Origin of the sequence: Streptomyces sp. NPDC046870, from assembly GCF_040704595.1 — a bacterium.
GTDB classification, from domain to species: domain Bacteria; phylum Actinomycetota; class Actinomycetes; order Streptomycetales; family Streptomycetaceae; genus Streptomyces; species Streptomyces argyrophylli.
This window is the reverse complement of the sequence record NZ_JBEYXM010000016.1, coordinates 35,276-51,163: the sequence shown is the minus strand read 5'-3', so window position 1 is coordinate 51,163 and position 15,888 is coordinate 35,276. Positions and strand designations below refer to the sequence as shown.

Genomic DNA, 15,888 nt, shown 5'->3' with positions numbered 1-15,888 from the left:
ACCCGTCTCTTCTCCGGCTGTGGACAGTGGCGCGGATACTCCCGGAGCGCAGGCCGGCATAGCCGCCCGACGGCGTGTCAGTGGGTCAACAGAAAGGCGGCGGCGAGCATGACGAGCACGCAGACGCCACAGAACGCGAGGTGCGAGCGCGGATAGTCGTACCGCTCGCGCGTCACTCCGTCGTTGATCTCGTGCGCCCACACCGCGAACAGTCTGCGGCTCGGGTACATGCCGACCGTCAGCCCGATGAGCGCGAACGAGCACAGGACGAGCATGTCCTCCAGAGCGAAGCCGCGCCACGATCCGAATGCCACCGCCCCGGTGCCGCACACCACCCAGATGAAGGGATAGACCGCCCAGAACCGCTGCATCGGCACCCATTTCGCCATGGCGGAACAGTGGATCACAAGGGCAGTGACAGCCAACAGCCACGGCCAATCCGTGGTGACCGACGTGAACACGGACTTCCCCCAGAGTCGTTGAACGCGCAAAGAATAGCAGCGGGGTGAGGGCAAGCCCGTTGGGTGAATACTCCAGACGCGATCCCGTCGCCCCGGCACCGCCCGCCCGCACCCCGTCAGTGGCCGGCGCTCTGGCCGCCGTCGACGTGGAGGATCTCTCCCGTGACGAACGGCGCGTTCTCCAGGTAGACGATCGCGTCGACGACGTCGCTGATCTCGCCCGTCCGGCCGAGAGGGTGGAGGGCGGCCAGCATGTCGTCGGAGTCGTCCGAGTGCATGGGGGTCTTGACGACGCCGAGGGAGACGGCGTTGCTGCGGACGCCCCGGTCGGCGTACTCGATCGCCAGGGCCTTGGTGGCGGACTGCAGACCTCCCTTGGTCAGGGAGGCCAGTACAGAGGGCACGGCGGAGTTGGCGTGGTCGACCAGGCTGGTCGTGATCTGGACGACGTGTCCGCCGCCCTGGCGGGTCATCTGCTCGACCGCGAGCTGGGTGATGCGGAAGAACCCGGTCAGATTGACACCCGTCACCGCCTCGTAGTCGTCCCGCGTGTACTCGGTGAACGGCTTGGCGATGAAGATGCCCGCGTTGTTGACGAGTGTGTCGATGCGCCCGAAGCGCTCCAGGCCGGCGGCGATGACACGCTCGGCGGTGGCGGGGTCGGCGATGTCACCGCGCACGGTGACGACGTCCGGGTCCTCCGACGCGGCGATGCCACGGGCGGTGGCGACCACGCCGTAGCCGAGTTTGCGGTAGGCGTCCACCAGAGCGGCACCGATGCCCTGCGACGCACCGGTGACGACCGCGACCTTCTTCACAGGAATGCTCATGACTGTCCTCTCGGTCGAGACCGCCCACCGTGCCGGCCCCGACAACCACCTGGGCAGAGCACGTGCAAAACACCCTTCCATGGACATATTGACCGAGAATTCTCCGGAGGGCGCCTCGTGCGGGGCGCCCCGATCGGCGGGGCCGGCGGCGGCCCGGCCCGCGCGTCACGCCGCTGGGAGTTCTCTCCTCTCACCTGCGAGAGAACAGGTCCCGGCCCAGGCGCTCCCGGCCTTTGACTCCTCGCGTACGGCTGCCTACGGGCAATTAGCCGACGGGTCGGTTCATGATGCCCGGTCGCGCTCCACACCGTTCCCGTACCGGAGGCAGACGCTTCGCCTACGACATGGCCACACCGCGCGACGAAGCCACCTCCGCCTCCGTCATCCACCAGGCCCTCGACCTGGGCATGACCCTGATCGACACCGCCGATGTCTACGGCCCCTACACCAACGAGGAACTCGTCGGCCGGGCACTGGCCGGCCGACGCGACCAGGCGGTGATCGCCACGAAGGTCGGCATGGAGTGCATCGACCCCACCGGCGGCCCCGGCGGGGCGCCACTGGTCAGGCCCAACGGCCGGCCCGAGCATGTGCGTGCCGCCATCGACGCCAGCCTGCGCCGCCTGGGTACCGACCACATCGACCTCTATCAGCTCCACCGCGTCGACCCCGCCGTACCCTTCGAGGAGACCTGGGGCGCCCTGGCGGAGACGGTCACGGCCGGCAAGGCGCGTGCGAGGACCAGGGAATCGGCCTGCTGCCGTACTCGCCGCTGGGCCGCGGCTTCCTCCTCGGCCGCTTCAGCTCCTTCGACGAACTGCCGGAGAACGACCAGCGGCGGCGACTGCCCCGGTTCCAGCAGGACAACCTGCGGGCCAACCTCGCCATCGCCACCAAGGTCCGCGAAGTCGCCGACCGCATCGGCGCGGCCCCCGCGCAGGTCGCCCTGGCCTGGCTCGTCGCCCAGGGCGAGCACGTCGTTCCCATCCCCGGCACCAAGACCCCGACGTACCTCGCCGAGAACGCGGGCGGCGCGGACGTCCTGCTGTCGCCGGCCGACCTCGCCGAGCTCGACGGCATCCCGGCCCCCGTAGGCGCCCGGTACTGAGCGCGGCCGGGAGGGACCGCCCAGGGCCTGGCGGGTACGGCGCCCTCGGCGGCCCCCCGACGGTCGGTCCGTCGGCGTCTTCCCGGAGCCCGCGCCGCACAGCGGCCGCACAGGAGGCCGAGGCTCCCAGCAGGGAGGACACCGGTCCTGGATTGCGCCCCCACGGTGGGAGCAACCTGGGGGTCGTGGAACCCGGACAGCACAAATCTTCGACGACTCCGGCCAGGAGCCCGCTGCCGACCACCACCTCGCGTCCGTCCGGCACCGGCCCACGCGGAACCGGCAGGCCACGCGACCGCAGCAGGCCGGCCCGGACGACCGGGCCCCCGAGTCCGCGATCCGCGACCGCCCCGTCGAGCATTCCGAGGAAGACCGCATGACCGAGACGCCGTCACCCCACCGGGCCCGAGCCGAGGGAGAGGCGATCCGCTCACCCTGGGCCCACATCGCGCAGGCCGCTGCCGCCCTGGCGACCGGCATGGGTGTGGGACGCTTCGTCTACACCCCGATCCTGCCGCTGATGCACGCGCAGGCGGGACTGTCGGCCGAGGCAGGGGCGAACCTGGCCACCGCCAACTACGTGGGGTACCTGGTCGGGGCGCTTGCCGGGACCTTGCTGCCGCGGCTGGTGCGTTCCGCGGCCGTACTGCGCGGCAGCCTCCTGGGATTGATCGCCTCCCTGGCCGCGATGCCACTGGCCCACTCCACCACCCCGTGGCTGCTGCTCAGGCTGGCCGCCGGAGTCCTCAGCGCACTCATCTTCGTCATCGCCGCGAGTTCCCTGCTCAGCCATCTGCGCGACCACCCGGCCCACCTGCCGGGTTGGGCGTTCGGCGGGGTCGGCGCCGGGATCGCCCTGTCGGGCCTGCTCGTGCTGGTGCTGCGCACGGTCGGCACCTGGCGGGTGGCGTGGTGGGCCTCCGCCGCCCTGGCCGCGGCACTCGCTCTCGCCGCGTGGGGCCTACGACCCGAGCCCGAGCCCCGGCCCGCCTCGTCCACGGCGCCCACGCACACCGAGAGCGACGGACCACGCACCAAGCGCTGGTTCAGCACCCTCTTCGCGTCCTACACGCTGGAGGGAATCGGGTACATCATCGCCGGTACGTTCCTGGTCGCGGCCATCGAGCAGGCCTCGCCCGGCTGGATCGGCAGCGGGGCCTGGGTGCTGGTGGGCCTGGCGGCTGTCCCGTCCTCCGCGGTATGGGCCGGGCTGGGACGCCGGTGGTCCCGCCCGGACCTGCTGCTGGCCGCGCTCGGTGTGCAGGCCGTGGGCATCGCCTTGCCCGCACTGGTCGGCGGGGTGGCGGCCGCACTGATCTCCGCGGTGCTCTTCGGGGCGACCTTCATCGGCGTGAGCACGCTGGCCCTCGCGACCGGCGCGCACCTGCGGTTCCCCCGCGCCGTGGCCCTGTTGACCGCCGGATACTCGATCGGTCAGATCCTGGGCCCGCTGATCGCCAGGCCCTTGCTGCACCACGGTTACCACCAGGCCCTGATCCTGGCCTCCGTGGTCGTCCTGGCCGCGGCGCTCGCCGCCCTGGTTCTGCGTATCGGCTTCCCGCACCACGTGCCGGCGCCGGGTGACCTCACCCGGCGCCCGACCACGGCCCCCGGCCGCCGACAGGCTTCCCGGGACGCTGCCGGAGTCGAGGTGGGGGAGTGACACGACACCGGCGCGCGCTCGGATTCCAGGCAGGGGAACGCCGACCAAGCGGAATCGATCTCACTTGAGGAGTTCGAGCAGCCGATCGGCGAGAATCGCCGCCGAATGAGGATTCTGCCCGGTGATGAGGTTGCGGTCCTCCACCATGTACGGCTCCCAGATCGGACCGCGGCTGAAGTCGACGCCGACCTTCTCCTTCAACTCGGTCTCCAGCAGCCACGGTGCCCTGGGGGCGAGCCCGACGCCCTCTTCCTCCTCATTGGTGAAACACGTGATCCGGTACCCCTTGAAGGGCGACTCGCCGTGGATCCTGGTGGCGAGGATCGCGGAAGGGGCGTGGCACACGATCGCCAGCGGCTTGCCCGAGGCGAGCTGTGCCGTCAGCAGCCGGCCGGCGTCGGCGTCGACCGCCAAGTCCGCCATCGGGCCGTGGCCGCCGGGCAAGTACACCGCGTCGTAGTCCTCGAGACGGACGTCCGACAGCTTCAGGGGCCGACGCATGACCTCCGCGGACCGGATGATGGCCTCCAGTTCGAGAGCGCCTTCCTCACCGCCCGCCATCGACGGGCGCAGGCTCATCATGTCGACGTTGGGGGTCACACCACCCGGTGTCGCCACCACGACCTCATGACCGGCTTCCGTGACCTTCTTGTACGGCAGAGCGAACTCTTCAGCCCAATAGCCGGTCGCGTATCTGGTGCCGTCCTTGAGTATCCAGTACGTGGCCCCGCTCACTATGAAGAGTATTTTCGCCATCGCGCTCCGCCTCCTCGCCCCCGCCCGAATCATCGTGAAATGCGAATTTTTCCCACTCTAAGCGCACACTTGTCCGCACGCATGCCGGCTTTTCGGCTGCGGAATCCTCGGGCATTTCTCACGGGAGGTGGCGTCCGTTGCCGGACGGGCCCGCGAGCTCGCTCAGGGCCTGCGGCCGTGGAAGGTGCGGCGCAGGTCGCTCACCCAGGCATCGGGGTTCTCCCAGGGGATGAAGTGGCCTCCGTGGTCGTGGGCGTTGACGTTGACGTGATTGAACCAGTCGGCCTGTGGGCCGGTCTTGAACGCCCGGACGCGCTCGTCGGCCGTGTGGATGCCGGGCGGGTTCTCGTACGTGACGAAGGTGAGGCCGACCGGTGCCTGCACGACCGGGGTGCGGTCGTGGGCGGGGGCCCAGGGGTAGCGGTTGGCGTTGGCGTAGTAACGCATCGACGTGGCGATGGAGTTGTTCACCCAGAAGATGGTGGCGTGGGTGAGGAGGTCGTCCTTGGTGAAGACGGACTCGAGGTCGCCGCCGTTGTCGCTCCAGCCGTTCCAGCGCTCCAGCAGCCACGCGAGCAGTCCGGCGGGCGAGTCGCTCAGCCCGTGGGCCAGGGTGGCGCCATCGAGCATGTGCACGGCGAGGTGGGACGCCCAGCGGTGGTCCTGCTCGATGATGCGGGCGCGGACGTCGGCGGGCTGGTCGTCGGCGAGAGGGCGGTTCCGTGCGAAGTCCCACGCGCGGGGGCCGGTGAAGAAGTCCAGCGGCAGACCGGAACCGATGTGGATGCCGTACAGCGCGTCGGCGTACTTGTGGCCGAGCTGGCTGGAGACGATGCCGCCGATGTCGCAGCCCCCGGCGGCGTACTTCTCGTACCCCAGGGTCTCGGTCATCAGGGTGTGCCAGAGGTCGGCGACCTTCCAGAAGTTGACGTCAGGGAAGCCGGTGAGCGGGCCGGGGAACCCGAAGCCGGGCAGGGACGGCACGATGACGTCGAACGCGTCGGCGGGGTCGCCGCCGAACGCGGCCGGATCGGCGAGCGGATCGATCACCTTCGACCAGTGCCAGAACGTCCACGGCCAGCCGTGGGTGAGGATCAACGGCACCGGGCGGGGACCGCGGCCGGGCTTGCGCATGAAGTGCACCGGGACACCGGCGACGCTCACCTCGTAGTGCTCGTGGACGTTGACGGCGGCCTCTGCCTTCCGCCAGTCGTAACCGTCCCGCCAGTAGGCGACCAGCTCACCGAGATAGCCGGCCGGGACGCCGTAGGACCAGTCCTCGTTCCCCTCGTCCAGCGGCGGGCGGGTCAGCGTGAGACGGGCGCGCAGGTCGTCCAGGACCTCGTCGGACACATGGATCGAGGTGGGGACCAGGGGGAAGGCGCGCGGGATGGTCATGCCGTGATTCCTTACTGGACAGAGGGCGAAGCGGTGCCGTGGGCCTGTCGGGTGGATGGGCGGCGAGCCCGGCCATGTCGAGGAGTGGGGGCAGCGATGTGGCCGGTGTTCGCCGGTGGCGCGGGGCGAGCCGGCCTGCCGGACCACCGATGCACTCCTCTCGCCGCGACACGACCATCTTCCCACCGCAGGGCGTGACTTGGGCCGGCAGTGCCCGGCTCCGGCGCCGCGGTCCGGCGCCGCGAAGTCGCAGCCGCCGAAGCCGTGGTGCCGCGCCGGCTTTCGGGACGGGCAGGGTTCGGTGGGTGCCGTGCCACAGCCGACCTGACGCCGTGTTGTGTCCGGACGGCCGATGACTTCGCCGAGTGCGCGTACCGCGCTGTACGGGGCGCAGGCGAGGCCCGCCGACCTGGCGCCTTCGCGCCCCGATGCGGCCCGCACCCGGACGAGGTGCGTCCGGTGGCCCGCGTCAAAGCGCGGGCGAATCCGTACCGGCTCCGACCTGGGCGGTGGCGCCCGTCAGAGCCGGGCCCGTCGAAATGCGGCGTCCCGGTGGTACGGGGGAGACCACCGGGACGACGACAGCGTACTCCGCACTGTTCACTCGCGTGCGGGGATCGTGGGACGCGTCCGGATGCGGCCCCCCGGCCCGACGGACCTGGGCCGACTTGGTCCACTCGATCGGACCGTATCCGACTCATGGACGAATGATCGAATGACCGGGCCCTCGACGGGGTAGAACGGTCGATGGCATCTTCCCGCAGTGGGAGATGCCGCTACTTACTCCGGCCGGCACCCCCGGCAAGATCGAAGGACGCAGTATGGCCAGCGGCACCGTGAAGTGGTTCAACTCCGAGAAGGGCTTCGGTTTCATCGCCCAGGACGGCGGCGGACCGGACGTCTTCGCCCACTACTCCAACATCTCCGGCAACGGCTACCGCGAGCTGGTCGAGGGCGAGACGGTCACGTTCGACGTCACCCAGGGCCAGAAGGGCCCCCAGGCCGAGAACATCGTCCGCGGCTGACGTCCCTCGGCTGACCTGCGGCCCTCTGTGCGGAGCTGTACCACCCACGCCGGGTGGAGCCGCTTGGTAGCCGGCTGGGCTCCAGCCCACAGACCGCAGGCTCATCTCCAGACCCGCTACGGAAGACGGGGGCCCGGCATCGGCCGGGCCCCTGACGCGTTTCCCCCGACATCGCGCGAAGGTGCTCAGGGGGCCACCCAGCGTTCGAGGCCGACCGGGCTTCCGCTGGTTGTCCGGATCGAACCGTGGGACAGGCCTTCGACGGGGTAGCCGCTGCTGTGATCGATACAGGGCGGCTGACGGCGTCCGCCCACGGGAAAGGAGAGGAGCCGCATGGCTACCGGTGCGGACTCGGCGAGAATCACGGCGAAGGTCCAAGGCAGGGACATCACCTTGGACGGCCCGCTGACGAAGGACGAGATCCGGGACAGGATCTGGTGGTGGCAGAGCGCCGGCACCGGCTACGACGACTCCCACAAGGATGTGATCACGACCCTGGGCGGCTACTACGAGGTTTCCCCCGACCCCCGTACGCCCGAGGCCGAGAGGCTGGTGGAGCTGGTGTACGACGAGCTTCGCCCGGACGAGTGACACAGCGCGGCACGGACGGACTCGGGATCCGGGTCTCCCCGAAAGCGGGTGCCTCAACAGAACGCGGCAGAAGAAGCGCATACGGTGATCAAGCCGGGGCACACGACTCCATGTAGTACGCACCCACCCGCTCCTGGCCCTCCGGCCGCCCGGCGGGTGCGCGCTCACGGACGCCGCGGACCCTGCGGAAGGGCCCGCCCTGCGAGAAGGATGTCGCTGTGTTGCTGCCTGCGGAGAAGGAACTACGCGCGGTACTGGCCCGCTTTGCCGACGCCCGCTTTCGCCATGACCTGCACCCCACCGGTCACTCCAGCCGGGAGTTGGAGGACACCACCTACACGCTGTGCGTCATGACCGGCACCCAGTCCGTGGACGAAGCCCTCGCAGCCGCCGACGCCATGCTGGAACGGCTGCGAGCGGATCGCACCGCGCCCATCAAGGCGACGCAGACCCTGGCTGCGTGACCGCCTCCTGTTGCCGGACGCAGGGGCCCTCGGGCGGGCAGCGTCGGCTTTGTGACGCGCGCCCGACCGGGGCCGCGAGCCGTGTGTGAGCAGCCTGTACGGCTGGTCAGGAAACCGGGAAATGCGGACAGAACTCCGATGCCTGAAAAATCCGTGGATGTGTGTAGGGCATGAGGAACGGGTAGGGGCGCCCCCGCGACAACGCGGCCCGGCAAGAAGGAGAAGATCATGCAGATGACTGGACGGATCGCGATAGCCGGCGCTTCCACGGTGCTCGCCGCAACCGCCATGGCGATCGGTAGCGGTCCTGCGTCGGCGAACACGACCCAGCCATCCCAGGGCCATCCCGCCGTCGCCGTATCCGGTTGCGCCCGGAGCGCCGCCGACCGCCATGATGCCGCCCGGCAGCCCACGGACCAGTGGATCGAGGACCAGCTGGCGACCTTCTACCCGTCGTCCAGGCAGCGGCTCGCGGTGTTCGACCCCTGGGTCAAGGACCAGCTCGCGCTGTTCCAGAAGACTGGCCGGTGAGCAAGCCGGCGGCCCGTCCTGAAGCGGATGCCGGTGACAGCGGGGAGTATCAGTAGGCGTTCCGGTCGAGCGTCCAGTCCGACATCGTCGAGTGTCCGCGGACTTCCTCCCACGTCGACTCTGCCCAAAAACATCCTGCGCGTCGCGATGACTCCTGAGGTCTTCGGCAGTCGTACTGTCGAACCCGGCATCGAGGAGGACTTCTGGTGCGCAGCGTTACCTATTCGATGAGCGTCTCGCTCGACGGCTACATCGTCGGGCCGGACGGCCGGTTCGACTGGACGGCGCCCGACGAGGAGGTCTTCCGCTTCGCCACCGACGAGGTGCGGGAGGCCGGCGTCCACCTGTTGGGACGACGGCTGTACGAGACGATGCTCTACTGGGAGACCGTGGATCAGAACCCCTCGCTCGATTTCTCGACGCTCGAGTTCGCCGCGCTCTGGAAGGCCCTCCCCAAGGTGGTGTTCTCCACCACGCTGTCGGCGGTCCAGGGCAAGGCCCGATTGGCCTCCGGCGGCCTGGCGGAGGAGATCGAGCGGTTGCGAGCCGAGCCGGGGGAGGGTGACATCGCGATCGGCGGCGCGACTCTCGCCGCCGAGGCGGCCGCGTCGGGTTTGATCGACGAGTACCGTGCCAGGGTCTACCCCGTCCTGGTCGGCGGTGGCATCCCGTTCTTCCCCCGGCACCAGCGCCGGGTGGATCTCGAACTCGTCGAGACCCGTACGATCAGCTCACGATTCGTCTACCTCCGCTACCGCGTGTCGCGGTAGCCGGCTCGTCGCAGATCCTCGGGCTCCACACCGGGCCGACCCCCGTCAAAGACACCGCGGGCGTGTGTGCCTCAGACGATCTTGAGAGTGGTGCCGTTGTTCTCGAGTGCGTCGGTCTCGTCGGCGGGCGCGGTGGTGTCGGTGACGAGGATGTCGACCACGCTGGAGGGGCCGACGTAGGCGTGTGCGGTGCGGCCCAGTTTGCTGCCGTCGGCGGCGGCGATGACGCGACGTGCCGATGTGATCACCGCCTTCTTCACCGCTGCCTCGTCGAGGTCGTAGGCGGTCATGCCGTCCCCGGCGGTCAGGCCGCAACAGCCCAGGACGGCGGTGTCGAACCGCAACGCCGAGAGGGAGGCGAGGGTGAGGGGCCCGGTGAGGGCTCCTTCGCCGGCGCGGGGCCGGCCACCCGGCACGAGGAGCGCGGTGGGTTCGGGGGCGTCACCGAGGACGCCGATCGCCTGCAGTGACAGGGGCATCACGGTGATCTGCCGCCCGCGCAGCAGGCGCGCGACTTCCAGACAGGTCGTGCCGCTGTCCAACAGGACGGTCTCACCGTCGGTGATGAGCGAGGCCACCTCTGCCGCGATCCGGCGTTTGGCGTCGACGGCTTCGTGGGTGCGCAGCGCGAAGGGTGGTTCGTCTCCCCGCAGGAGGAGGGTGCGCGCCCCGCCGCGGAACCGTTCGAGGACGCCTTGCGCGGCCAACTGGTCCAGATCCCGGCGGACGGTCATGTCCGAGGCGCCCGTCAGGTCGGCCAGCTCGGCGACTGTGGCCGTTCCTGCCTCCTGGACGGCCTGGGCGATCAGTCGATGACGTTCCACGGTGCTCATACCGCGATTCAACACCACCGGAAGCGAACATGATGGACGTTCGGAAGACGCTGTTTTAAACAGTCTATGTGTTCGTTATGGTGCTCGCATGGAAAGAACGCTGCGCGTCTCGCGCGTTGTGACGTTTGTCTACTTCGTCCTCAATGGCTTGTTGCTGGGCATGTGGGTGGTGCAGATCCCGGCCGTCGAGGAACGCGTGGGCATCGGTCACGCGGCCCTGGGCGGGTTCCTCGTGCTGCTGGGGGCAGGGGCGTTCGCCGGCATGCAGGTCGGCGGGCGCCTGTCCGACCGGCTCGGCACGCGCACCATCGTCCCCGCGGCCGGGATGCTGTGCAGCGTCACCCTGGTGCTGCCCGGCCTCGCCCAGGAGCCGTGGGCCCTCGCAGCGGCCCTGCTGGTCTTCGGATTCGGGAACGGCACCCTCGACGTGAGCATGAACGCGCACGCCGTACAGGTGGAGAAGGCGTACGAGCGGCCGGTCATGTCGGCCTTCCACGCCACGTTCTCCGTCGGCGGCGTCCTGGCCGCGCTCGCCGGCGCCGCGGCCGTCGACATCGGATGGGACCCCGCCACGACGCTGGGCGCCGCCGCGGGCGCCGGCGCCGTCATCGCCCTGGTGTCGGCCCGTGGCCTGCTGCCCGCCGAGCCGGCCGCCCCCGTGGCCGATGCGCAGGGGGAGCCGGAGGAAAGGAAGCGATCCGTTCCCACCCGGATATGGCTCCTGGCCGTTCTGGCTCTGCTGATCATGCTGTGCGAGGGAGCCGCCAACGACTGGAGCGTCCTGCACCTCAAGACCGTTCTGGGCGCGCCGGAGAGCACCGCCGCCTTCGCCTACGGGACGTATGCGGCGACGATGACCGTCGGCAGGCTCGTGGCGGACCGGGTGTCCGCGCGGTTCGGGCCGGTCGCCGTCCTGCGGTACGGCTCGGCCCTGGCCGCCGTCGGCATCACGGTCGCGGCCCTCTCGCCGTGGGTCTGGGCGGCGCTGACCGGCTGGGCGCTGTTCGGCCTCGGCCTGTCCGGCTGCGTCCCACAGCTGTTCAGCGCCGCCGGACACGCCGACCCCGCGGCTGCGGGCACCAATGTGTCGCGGGTCGCCGGACTCGGCTACATCGGCATGCTCGCCGGCCCTGCTGTCATCGGCTGGATGACCCATCTCATGGCCCTCAACCACGCCTTCCTGCTCCTCGCCCTGTTCTGCGCATCGGCTGCCGCGGCGGCCGGCATCCTGCGCACCTCACCCGAGCGGGCGCGCGTGGTCGAGCTGACATCCTGACCCGGCCCCACGACCCGCGGACCGTCGAGCGCGCCGAGGGGCATCGGGAGCGCAGGAGGCGGCGCTGGTCTCCCGCGGCCTGTTCGGTTTCAGCGGCACCGATCCGTCGGCGCCGCTGTACGGATTCGTCTTCCTGGTCGCCCTCGGCGTCGACTACAACATCTTCCTGATGTCCCGGGTCCGCGAGGAGACGCTGCGGCACGGCGCCCGTGAAGGCGTCACGCGGGGGCTCGTCACCACCGGCGGGGTCATCACCTCCGCCGGGGTGGTGCTCGCCGCGACCTTCGCCGCGCTCCTGGGCACCCTGCTGGTGCCGGCGCTCGTACGGGACGCCGGGGACCGCGTGTGGTGGCCCACCCGGCCCGGCACCGGCGGGACAGGCGGCCGCCCAGCGGCGCCGGTCGAGCGACGGCCGGCCGTCCTCCGGCCGAGGGGCGACGCCTGACGGCCACCCTGGCGGCGTGGGCCGACGCGGTGGCGATCCGACGCGGACCCCGTGCGAGTCGCCGCCGCAAGGCTCCCGCCGGCCCGGGGCCGATCCGATGCACACCTTGTGCGAGTTCTGTCCGCACGGCTGCTGGACGGACCGCTCGCATCCGGGCGCGGACCCGATGCGGCCGCGCCACGAGGCTCCCGGGCCGACCCGGGCAATACGATGCAGAGCCGATGCGAGTTGCCCTCGCGGGGCTCCCGGACGGACCGTGGCCGTGAGGCGTCAAGCCACCCGGAAATGGCCGGAAAAGGAGCAGGCGACATGACGGCACTTGCTGTGACCGAAGCCGGGCCCGTGCCCATGCCCGTGCCCATGGCGTCACCGGAGGACGATCTGGCCTCCCGGTTCGCGGCCGGGGACGAGGCCGTCATGGAGGCGGTCTACCGCCGATGGGCCCCTCTCGTCCTGTCGCTGGCACGGCAGTCCCTGGGCGACGGCGCGGAGGCCGAGGACGTCACCCAGACGGTGTTCCTCGCCGCCTGGCGCGGACGCCACGGATACCGTGCGGGCCGTGGCCCGCTGCCCGCCTGGCTCGTGGGCATCACCCGCCGCAAGATCGCCGACGCCCTGTCCGCCCGCACCCGGCGCACGGACGCCGCAGCGGCGGCGGCACGCGAGCCGGACCGCACACCGGGGCCGTCGTACGCGCAGGACGACGTCCTGAACCGCGTGGACGTCACCCGGGAGCTGCGCCGCCTTCCCGAGGCCCAGCGGCGGGTGCTGTGCCTGACCTTCTACGGTGACCTGACGCAGACGCAGATCGCCGACGTCACCGGCTGGCCACTGGGTACGGTCAAGAGCCACGCCCGGCGCGGCCTGCTGCGCCTGGGCCGGAGCCTCGTCGGGGAGGCCCCGGAACGAGCCCGCTGAACGGGCGGTACGCGGGACGACGGACACGGACCGCGGGGAGCGGCCCCCGCAGGCCGGCCGGCGCAGACGCCGGGGGTTTCCCCGCTCCCCACGCGCGTGCTCGTCGCCGGTCTCGTCCGCGCGGCCTCCGGAGCGCGAACACCAGCAGAACAGGGACACTTGACCATCGTGAACCCCGCCGCCCCGCCTCCCGACGAACCGTCCGCCGTACCGGGCGACGCCGGTCTGACCACCGGTGTACTGGCCCGGCGCCTCGGTGTGTCGCCCATGACCCTGCGCTCCTGGGACCGCCGCTACGGCATCGGACCGACCGCGCGGACCGAGGGCGGGCACCGCCGCTGGACGGCGGCGGACGTGGCCACGGTCGAGGAGATGTGCCGGCTGACGGCGACCGGTGTCCCGCCGGCCGACGCGGCCCGCGCCGCCCGTACGGCCTGCGCCGGCCCGCCTGCCGGGGCCGAAACCGCCACCGCTTCCGCGCCGCCGGTGGTGCCTCCGGGGCGATCACGGGCCGCCGGCGCGCTGCCCCTCGGCGATGTGCGCCAGGAGTGCCGCGGCCTCGCGCGCGCCGCCGTACGGCTGGACGCGCCCGCGCTCGAGAAACAGCTCGCCGCCGCCGTCGAACGCCACGGACTCGTCGTGGCCTGGCAGGAGGTGATGGTTCCCACCCTGCACGCCGTGGGGCGCCGCTGGGCCTCCTCCGACGACCGGTACGTGGAGGTGGAGCACCTGCTCGCCTGGCACGTCTCCACCGTGCTGCGCCGCAGCACGCCGCCCGCCACCCCCGTCGCGTCCCCCGGAGCCGGCTGCGTCCTGCTGGCCTGCGTCCCCGGTGAGCAGCACACGCTGCCCCTGGAGGCGTTGCACGCGGCGCTCGGTCAGGAGGGCCTGCCGGTGCGCATGCTGGGAGCCGCCGTTCCGCACGAGGCGCTGGACGCGGCGGTGCGCCGGCTCGGTCCGGCCGCAGTCGTGCTGTGGGCCCAGGAGAGTACGCGGGCGGCCCCGGCCCTGGCCCGGCACGTGGCCGGGCTGCGCTGGGGGATGAAGGGGACGCGGCGCGGCCCGGCGGTGGTGCTCGGCGGTCCCGGCTGGAGCAGGAGCCAGCCCGTCGTCGGCATCAGACCGGCCGGGCTGGCACAGGCGGTGGAGGTGCTGCGCGCGCTCTGCACCGCGGGGTGAACCGGCGCACACCGTCCCGTCCCCCCCTCGCCGGCTGCCCCCGGCGGTGCCCACGCCGCCGGTCCGTCCGCAGCGCCTCCGGCTCCCTCACGGCGCGTCCGCCGCCCGCCGCCGCTCCTGGCGCAGCACCTCTTCCAGGTCGCCGAGACGGTCCAGACCCTGTACCGCGCGTCGCACGCGGGCGTTGCCCGACAGCAGTCGCCGGTGCCGGTGCAGGAAGGCCCAGTACCCGGCGGTGAAGGGGCACGCGCGCGGGCCGGTGCGCTCGGTCGGCCGGTAGGCGCAGCCGTCGCACAGGTCGCTCATGCGGTGGATGTAGGCGCCGCCCGACGTGTACGGCTTGGTCGTCATCCGGCCGCCGTCCGCGTACTGGGACATGCCCACCACGTTCGGCACCATCACCCAGTCGTAGCCGTCGACGAAACAGCGGTGGAACCAGTCGGTCACCGCGGCCGGGTCCCAGCCCCGCTGCAGTGCGTGGCTGCCCAGCACCATCAGCCGCGGGATGTGGTGCGTCCACCCGGTGTCGCGCACCTGGGCCAGCACGGTGGCCAGGCAGCGCGCCGCGAGCGCGTCCGCGTCCAGCTCGGCGAAGTACTCGGGGAGTTCCCGTGTGTGCCCGAGCGCGTTGCCGTGCCGGTAGTCCTCGCCGAAGTGCCAGTACAGCTGCCACACGTACTCCCGCCAGCCCGCCACCTGCCGGACGAAGCCCTCCGCGCTGTTCACCGGGACCGCGCCCTCCCGCCACGCCCGCTCGGCCCGCTCCACGCACTCCGCCGGGTGCAGCAGCCCGAGGTTCAGCGAGGACGACAGCAGGCTGTGGCTCATCACCGGATCACCGGCGAGCATCGCGTCCTCGTACGGCCCGAAGGACGCCAGCCGGTGCGTCACGAAACGGCGCAGGGCCGACAGTGCCTCCCGCCGGGTGGCGGGGAAGCGGCGGGGCCCGTCCCGGCCGACGAACCGCACCCCGTCCTCGCGCTCCCACCGGTCGAGGTCCTCGCGCACCCCGGCGTCGATGTCGTCCTCCCTCGGCCGGAACGGCCCCGGCAGGTCCAGTTCCCGGGTGCCGCGCGGCGGGGGCTCGCGGTTGGCGTGGTCGTGGTCGAACCGGCCGCCCGCCGGGTGACCGCCCTCCATCAGCAGGTCGTGCTGCCGGCGCACCCAGCGGTAGAAGTCCTCGTGGAGCAGCCGTCGCCCACCGCGCCCCTCGGCCCAGCCGGCGAACTCCTCGCGCGTCACCAGGAAGCCCCGGGCGGACAGCACCCGCACCCGCGGCAGGGAGCGCACCAGCCGGAGGGCCGCGTACGAGGTGGGGTGGCACACCGTCACCGGCCCGCCGCCCACCGCCCGGCGCAGGCCCTCGCGGTAGGTTTCGGCCCGTACGTACGTCACCCGCCCGCCCAGCTCCGCCGCGCGGTGCCGCATCGCGGAGAGCACCAAGTGCGCCTTGGCACGGTGGAAGCGGCGCCGCCGGAAGACCGACCTGGCCTCGATCATCACCAGGGGCGCCCCGCGGTCGGGACCGTCCTCGCCGGCGGGCGTGAGGAAGTGGGGGCCGAGCTGGTCACCGAAGATCCAGTGCGGGGTGGTCATCGCGGCGGTGCCTTCCGGGTCGTGGCTGGGTGCCTTCCGTGCGG

General features: G+C 71.5%; 15 protein-coding genes and 2 pseudogenes. 11 read left to right on the top strand and 6 right to left on the bottom strand.

All coding sequences use genetic code 11. The features are described 5' to 3' along the window. Positions 1-77 precede the first annotated feature (77 nt). Complete coding sequence (locus AB0946_RS28410) at positions 78-461, bottom strand: hypothetical protein (protein WP_366763495.1); 384 nt, start codon at positions 459-461, stop codon at positions 78-80. Between the two features lie 116 nt (positions 462-577). Then, positions 578-1,291, bottom strand: a complete 714-nt coding sequence (locus tag AB0946_RS28405) for an SDR family oxidoreductase (RefSeq protein ID WP_366763494.1) — start codon at positions 1,289-1,291, stop codon at positions 578-580. 284 nt (positions 1,292-1,575) lie between these two features. Here AB0946_RS28405 and AB0946_RS28400 point away from each other — a divergent pair. Both AB0946_RS28400 and AB0946_RS28395 read left to right on the top strand, forming a co-directional pair. Then, positions 1,576-2,399 (top strand): annotated as a pseudogene (locus tag AB0946_RS28400) (aldo/keto reductase). Positions 2,400-2,877: 478 nt separating this feature from the next. Beyond that, positions 2,878-4,062, top strand: a complete 1,185-nt coding sequence (locus AB0946_RS28395; protein WP_366763599.1) for a YbfB/YjiJ family MFS transporter — start codon at positions 2,878-2,880, stop codon at positions 4,060-4,062. A 60-nt stretch (positions 4,063-4,122) separates the two neighbouring features. Here the strand turns inward: AB0946_RS28395 and AB0946_RS28390 are convergent, their stop codons facing one another. Both AB0946_RS28390 and AB0946_RS28385 read right to left on the bottom strand, forming a co-directional pair. Beyond that, positions 4,123-4,818, bottom strand: a complete 696-nt coding sequence (locus AB0946_RS28390) for a type 1 glutamine amidotransferase domain-containing protein (protein WP_366763493.1) — start codon at positions 4,816-4,818, stop codon at positions 4,123-4,125. A 162-nt stretch (positions 4,819-4,980) separates the two neighbouring features. Further along, positions 4,981-6,216 carry an epoxide hydrolase gene (locus tag AB0946_RS28385; RefSeq protein WP_366763492.1) on the bottom strand — a complete coding sequence of 412 codons (1,236 nt, stop codon included), beginning with the start codon at positions 6,214-6,216 and terminating at the stop codon, positions 4,981-4,983. A gap of 821 nt (positions 6,217-7,037) precedes the next feature. Between AB0946_RS28385 and AB0946_RS28380 the strand changes: the two genes are divergently transcribed. The 5 genes from AB0946_RS28380 to AB0946_RS28360 all read left to right on the top strand — a co-directional run bounded on the left by AB0946_RS28380 (position 7,038) and on the right by AB0946_RS28360 (position 9,597). Then, positions 7,038-7,241 (top strand): cold-shock protein, encoded by a 204-nt coding sequence (locus tag AB0946_RS28380; protein ID WP_014677112.1) that lies wholly within the window; start codon positions 7,038-7,040, stop codon positions 7,239-7,241. A gap of 333 nt (positions 7,242-7,574) precedes the next feature. After that, positions 7,575-7,832, top strand: coding sequence for a hypothetical protein (locus tag AB0946_RS28375; RefSeq protein WP_366763491.1), 258 nt, complete (start codon positions 7,575-7,577; stop codon positions 7,830-7,832). A 218-nt stretch (positions 7,833-8,050) separates the two neighbouring features. Further along, positions 8,051-8,296, top strand: a complete 246-nt coding sequence (locus AB0946_RS28370) for a DUF5133 domain-containing protein (RefSeq protein ID WP_366763490.1) — start codon at positions 8,051-8,053, stop codon at positions 8,294-8,296. Between the two features lie 228 nt (positions 8,297-8,524). Beyond that, positions 8,525-8,827 carry a hypothetical protein gene (locus tag AB0946_RS28365; RefSeq protein ID WP_366763489.1) on the top strand — a complete coding sequence of 101 codons (303 nt, stop codon included), beginning with the start codon at positions 8,525-8,527 and terminating at the stop codon, positions 8,825-8,827. Between the two features lie 206 nt (positions 8,828-9,033). Continuing rightward, the gene (locus AB0946_RS28360; protein WP_366763488.1) at positions 9,034-9,597 is read left to right on the top strand and encodes a dihydrofolate reductase family protein; all 564 of its coding nucleotides are present in this window, start codon (positions 9,034-9,036) and stop codon (positions 9,595-9,597) included. A gap of 71 nt (positions 9,598-9,668) precedes the next feature. Here AB0946_RS28360 and AB0946_RS28355 read toward each other — a convergent pair whose 3' ends face one another. Continuing rightward, positions 9,669-10,430 carry a DeoR/GlpR family DNA-binding transcription regulator gene (locus AB0946_RS28355; protein ID WP_366763487.1) on the bottom strand — a complete coding sequence of 254 codons (762 nt, stop codon included), beginning with the start codon at positions 10,428-10,430 and terminating at the stop codon, positions 9,669-9,671. Positions 10,431-10,518: 88 nt separating this feature from the next. On the opposite strand from AB0946_RS28355, the gene AB0946_RS28350 reads away from it, so the two are divergent. From AB0946_RS28350 to AB0946_RS28335, 4 genes and pseudogenes are all read left to right on the top strand, one after another. After that, positions 10,519-11,706 (top strand): MFS transporter, encoded by a 1,188-nt coding sequence (locus AB0946_RS28350; protein ID WP_366763486.1) that lies wholly within the window; start codon positions 10,519-10,521, stop codon positions 11,704-11,706. Positions 11,707-11,767: 61 nt separating this feature from the next. Next, positions 11,768-12,151, top strand: a pseudogene (locus AB0946_RS28345) (MMPL family transporter); the annotation flags it as partial. A gap of 309 nt (positions 12,152-12,460) precedes the next feature. After that, positions 12,461-13,069 carry a sigma-70 family RNA polymerase sigma factor gene (locus AB0946_RS28340; protein WP_366763485.1) on the top strand — a complete coding sequence of 203 codons (609 nt, stop codon included), beginning with the start codon at positions 12,461-12,463 and terminating at the stop codon, positions 13,067-13,069. 165 nt (positions 13,070-13,234) lie between these two features. Then, positions 13,235-14,248, top strand: coding sequence for a cobalamin B12-binding domain-containing protein (locus tag AB0946_RS28335; RefSeq protein WP_366763598.1), 1,014 nt, complete (start codon positions 13,235-13,237; stop codon positions 14,246-14,248). An 87-nt stretch (positions 14,249-14,335) separates the two neighbouring features. On the opposite strand, the gene AB0946_RS28330 is transcribed toward AB0946_RS28335, so the two are convergent. Beyond that, positions 14,336-15,844, bottom strand: coding sequence for a cryptochrome/photolyase family protein (locus tag AB0946_RS28330; protein ID WP_366763484.1), 1,509 nt, complete (start codon positions 15,842-15,844; stop codon positions 14,336-14,338). Between the last annotated feature and the right edge of the window lie 44 nt (positions 15,845-15,888).

What these genes read in the sequence shown, in the direction of transcription:
- AB0946_RS28405 (WP_366763494.1), bottom strand. Translation starts at nt 1,291, where the DNA reads ATGAGCATTCCTGTGAAGAAGGTCGCGGTCGTCACCGGTGCGTCGCAG.
- AB0946_RS28395 (WP_366763599.1), top strand. Translation starts at nt 2,878, where the DNA reads ATGGGTGTGGGACGCTTCGTCTACACCCCGATCCTGCCGCTGATGCAC.
- AB0946_RS28390 (WP_366763493.1), bottom strand. Translation starts at nt 4,818, where the DNA reads ATGGCGAAAATACTCTTCATAGTGAGCGGGGCCACGTACTGGATACTC.
- AB0946_RS28385 (WP_366763492.1), bottom strand. Translation starts at nt 6,216, where the DNA reads ATGACCATCCCGCGCGCCTTCCCCCTGGTCCCCACCTCGATCCATGTG.
- AB0946_RS28380 (WP_014677112.1), top strand. Translation starts at nt 7,038, where the DNA reads ATGGCCAGCGGCACCGTGAAGTGGTTCAACTCCGAGAAGGGCTTCGGT.
- AB0946_RS28375 (WP_366763491.1), top strand. Translation starts at nt 7,575, where the DNA reads ATGGCTACCGGTGCGGACTCGGCGAGAATCACGGCGAAGGTCCAAGGC.
- AB0946_RS28365 (WP_366763489.1), top strand. Translation starts at nt 8,525, where the DNA reads ATGCAGATGACTGGACGGATCGCGATAGCCGGCGCTTCCACGGTGCTC.
- AB0946_RS28355 (WP_366763487.1), bottom strand. Translation starts at nt 10,430, where the DNA reads ATGAGCACCGTGGAACGTCATCGACTGATCGCCCAGGCCGTCCAGGAG.
- AB0946_RS28350 (WP_366763486.1), top strand. Translation starts at nt 10,519, where the DNA reads ATGGAAAGAACGCTGCGCGTCTCGCGCGTTGTGACGTTTGTCTACTTC.
- AB0946_RS28340 (WP_366763485.1), top strand. Translation starts at nt 12,461, where the DNA reads ATGACGGCACTTGCTGTGACCGAAGCCGGGCCCGTGCCCATGCCCGTG.
- AB0946_RS28330 (WP_366763484.1), bottom strand. Translation starts at nt 15,844, where the DNA reads ATGACCACCCCGCACTGGATCTTCGGTGACCAGCTCGGCCCCCACTTC.